General features: G+C 33.4%; 5 protein-coding genes. 1 reads left to right on the top strand and 4 read right to left on the bottom strand.

Annotated features, from left to right (window positions below; genetic code table 11):
• Window positions 1–1,004 precede the first annotated feature (1,004 nt).
• Window positions 1,005–1,562: an ORF6N domain-containing protein gene (locus HOG71_14060; GenBank protein ID MBT5991971.1), complete on the top strand. Its 558-nt coding sequence runs from the start codon at window positions 1,005–1,007 to the stop codon at window positions 1,560–1,562.
• A gap of 332 nt (window positions 1,563–1,894) precedes the next feature.
• On the opposite strand, the gene upp is transcribed toward HOG71_14060, so the two are convergent.
• The 4 genes from upp to HOG71_14040 form a co-directional block, all read right to left on the bottom strand.
• Complete coding sequence (gene upp, locus HOG71_14055; protein ID MBT5991970.1) at window positions 1,895–2,548, bottom strand: uracil phosphoribosyltransferase; 654 nt, start codon at window positions 2,546–2,548, stop codon at window positions 1,895–1,897.
• An 83-nt stretch (window positions 2,549–2,631) separates the two neighbouring features.
• Window positions 2,632–3,279, bottom strand: coding sequence for a hypothetical protein (locus HOG71_14050; protein ID MBT5991969.1), 648 nt, complete (start codon window positions 3,277–3,279; stop codon window positions 2,632–2,634).
• Between the two features lie 4 nt (window positions 3,280–3,283).
• Complete coding sequence (locus HOG71_14045) at window positions 3,284–3,868, bottom strand: RNA polymerase sigma factor (protein MBT5991968.1); 585 nt, start codon at window positions 3,866–3,868, stop codon at window positions 3,284–3,286.
• 11 nt (window positions 3,869–3,879) lie between these two features.
• Window positions 3,880–4,086, bottom strand: a 207-nt coding sequence (locus tag HOG71_14040; GenBank protein MBT5991967.1) for a hypothetical protein, incomplete at its 5' end; no start/stop codon positions are given.

Below are 4,086 nucleotides of genomic sequence, written 5' to 3'. Positions count from 1 at the left end.
TAATTATGTTAGAAAACATACCTGTTCTCGCAAGTCTTCCTAAGGGTGAATGTGAGAAGCGATAAATGAAAGACTTAAGTCTTTGTAGCACTAGAATTAGATAAAAAGCAAAAAACTTTTGTTTATTGAAAGTTCCAAGAGACGCTTCGCTTAACTCTTGAAAGAACAATAGAGGTTGATTTGCTTTAGGATGTATTCCTCTGTTCTCGCAAGTCTTCCGAAGGGTGAATGAGAGAAGCGATAAATGAAAGACTTAAGTCTTTGTAGCACTAGAATTTGATAAAAAGCAGAAAACTTTTGTTTATTGAAAGCTCCAAGAGTCGCTTCGCTTAACTCTTGAAAGAACATTAGTTTCGAACGAAATAAATACAAAATCTCATTCATTTAATTACTTTCCCAAATTAGAACGCACTGCGTTCAAATTTGACTATAACGCATTAACGTTTTTCTCTGCTATCCGTAGTTTTAAGCTGCAAACAACCAAGCTGTTAGTGACTATTTTGTGATTTATTTAGAAATGATCACGCACTGCGTGATGGATTATTATAGACCAAAAACTGGTTCAAAATTTTCTTATATTGAATTTCTTCATGCTAAATTTTCAATGAAATAAAAGGTGAAAAGTCAAATTTATTTGATGAATTTAAGTAGTGCTTTTATTTCACTAACTGTAATACTTCCCCTGTTCTCGCAAGTCTTCCAAAGGGTGAATGAGAGAAGCGATAAATGAAAGACTTAAGTCTTTGTAGCACTAGAATTAGATAAAAAGCAAAAAACTTTTGTTTATTGAAAGTTCCAAGAGACGCTTCGCTTAACTCTTGAAAGAGCATTGGGCATTTAGAAAAAAAGCACGTTAATATTTGGTGTAAAAACGTTAATTTTAAGACTGATTTATTGGCTTCTTCAAAATAAAAATAATGGATATAAGGTTTCATATTGAAGCAAGGAGTCAATTTCCGTCTTCAAAAAATAGAATTAATTTTGAATCTTAAAACATCAAGGGAATGAGCGAAAACAAAGAAGGCAAAATAGTGTTGGCAGATGAAATTATCATGACAAAAATTCTGAAAATAAGGGATAAAAAAGTCATCATAGACAGGGATTTAGCAGAGCTTTATGATGTGTCAACAAAACGACTGAATGAACAGGTAAAAAGAAACATCAAACGCTTTCCAGCACATTTCATGTTTGAGCTAACCAAAACAGAAAAAGATGAGGTGGTCGCAATTTGCGACCACCTCGAAAGTTTAAAGTATTCTTCTTTCAGTCCCAGAGTTTTTACAGAATACGGAATATTGCAAGCTGCCAATGTCTTGAACTCAGACAGGGCGATTTTGATGGGTAACAGGATTATTGAAATCTTTGTTAAAATGCATAATATGCTCTCATCCCATCAAGAAATACTGGAAAAAATAGAAGAGCTTGAAAAGAAAGATCTTGAGCAAGATGATAAAATCATGTTGATCTTTGAATACATTAAGCAGTTTGAGGAAACCAAAAGACAACAATCGGAACAAGTAGACAGAAAGCAAATTGGCTTTAATATAGATAAAGAAGCGTAGCCCCTAAGTATCCTGAGTCTGTAGAAATGGCTTTGGTGATGGGGAGTCAGGATTTTACCCTGTTCCCTGTTCTCGCAAGTCTTCCGAAGGGTGAATGAGAGAACCAATAAAAGAAAGATTTCTGTCTTTGCAGTATAAAGCAGGAAAATTTGTTTAACGAAAGTTCCAAGAGTCGCTTCGCTAAACTCTTGAAAAAACAATGGGGGCTTGATTTGCTATAGGATTTATTTCTCTCAGCACTGCTGAGACTTTATTACCTGAAAGATGCATCCTCCAAAAGATCCAAAAGTCACTTCGCTATACTCTTGAAAGAACAAAGTGGTTCAGATTAATTACAACTTCTCCCCAAAAGCCAAATCTCCAGCATCTCCTAATCCGGGAATAATGTAGGATTTGGAATCAAGCTCAGGATCAATATCAGCAGTCCATAAGGTGATATTTTCTCCAGCAAATTCTTTTTGAATGTATTCTAAACCGGGTTGTGCTGAAATAACTGCTGCCAGATGAACCTGAGCTGGTTTCCCATATTTCAGAATGGCTTTATATACTTTTTCCATCGACCAGGCAGTGGCCAGCATAGGATCAACCAATAACAATACTTTATCGGTTAAATCAGGTGTTGAAATGTAATCCAAACTAATTTCAAATTCATCTCCAACTGTATGTTTTCTATAGGCTGCGATATATGCATTTTCAGCCTGATCAAAATAATTCAAAAATCCCTGATGAAAAGGTAATCCGGCTCGTAAAATAGAGGCTACTACAATTTTGTCACTTAGAACGGAAGTAGGTTTTATCCCCAGTGGAGTTTGAATATCAGTTTCTTTAAATCCCAATGTTTTGGATATTTCATAAGCCATTATTTCGCCTATTCGTTCCACATTTCTACGAAAACGCAAACTATCTTTTTGAATGTCCACATTTCTGATCTCAGCCAGAAATTGTTTCACGAGAGAGTTCTGCTCAGATAAGTTTTTGATAATCATTCTGCCTGCTTTTACCTCCAAATTTACAATTTCTTTTAATCCTCAAACAGCTAAAGCAATTTTGTTTGTGAATAAGCAGGTTTTTAAAGAATTGTAGCAGCAGTATTCATATATTTAGACAATAAGCTGTCATTGGCCAGCGATCTACCTGTTTTTTTCTCATTTAGAAACTCTCCTAAATCCATTTGAAAAGAATTGGGTGATTTTACCAAAGCAACACTATTTGCTTGATCATTTTCAGGTTCTCTAATTGCCTGTTCCGTCCATTTAATCTCTTTTATTACTATTTCAGCCTTTTTTTCACTAGTGTCACTGCTAAGTTGAATGTTTTGTGCTGGAAGAGATTTATATACGATTTGATATATGGTATCAACCAAATAAGCTGAATTATTATTGATAACTGCTTTTGAAGAATATCCTGGGATAAAAAAGTAAAAAACCACAATGAGAATGGCTGCTAAAGCCATTACCTGATAAGTAGGGATTTTATAGAATAAAATATTGACTTTTGGCTTTGCAAATTTCGAAATAAGAATTTTCTTGGTTGAATCTCTTATGACAATTTTACTGGTTTTGTTTTTAAGGATCTCAGCAGACAAGAATCCTAAATTATAATAGTGATTGTAGTCAGCCTTACTCATTGAACTTAAAACGCAAGCTTTTTCAGTTGCATTTAGTTCTTCAAATGATTTTGAACTTATTAAACTTTCCAGATCAATTTTTCTTTCCATAATTCTAATTTTTGGGGTTGAATTCAGGAATTAATTCTCCCAATTTTTTCAAGGAATAAAATATTCTTGACTTAACCGTACCTTCAGAAATACTCATAATTCTGCTGATTTCCTTAATCGGTAGTTCTTGCTGAAAGCGCATTATGAAAACACTTTTATGCTTGTATCCAAGCTGTTCAATTGACTTCTCCAATTCACTTTGAAGTAATTTCTTATCAAGATTGAAAGTTATTCCCGAGCTATATATCTCATCAAACTCAGGGATATATTCTTCCGACACAAAGTGTTTGCCTGCTAGTTTGCGATATTCATTTTTACACATATTTGTAGCAATGCTATAAAGCCATGTGCTAAACTTCCTGTTGGTATCAAAATAACGTGCATTTTCGAGTACTTTTATGAAAAGATCCTGTAAAAAATCCTGTGATTTTTCTTCATCATAATTGAGCATTGAATAAAAATACCTCAATAATCGCTGACTATATCTTTCAAACAATTCTTCAAAAGCATGATGATTTTTCTTACAGACTTTTTCCATAAGATTTTCATCACTTGCTTTATTATAATCTATTGATTTGAAAAAACCCATTTATATAAAATCTATTCCAGATCTTTTTTTACTTCATCCAAATGTCCTGATCTTTCAGCTATTATAAGAATCAAATTTCGTATTTCATTTTGATGCAAAAGGTCTTCACAAGCTTGATAATGTTCGTATAATGACATAAATGGTAGGAGATAATTAGAATTAACCAGATCGATGACACTTTTAGACATATCGATTGAAAGTTCAGTTTTAATATAGTC

The sequence above is a fragment of the Bacteroidota bacterium genome, assembly GCA_018698135.1.
Classification (GTDB): Bacteria; Bacteroidota; Bacteroidia; order CAILMK01; family JAAYUY01; genus JABINZ01.
This window is presented reverse-complemented; position numbering and strand designations above follow the sequence as displayed.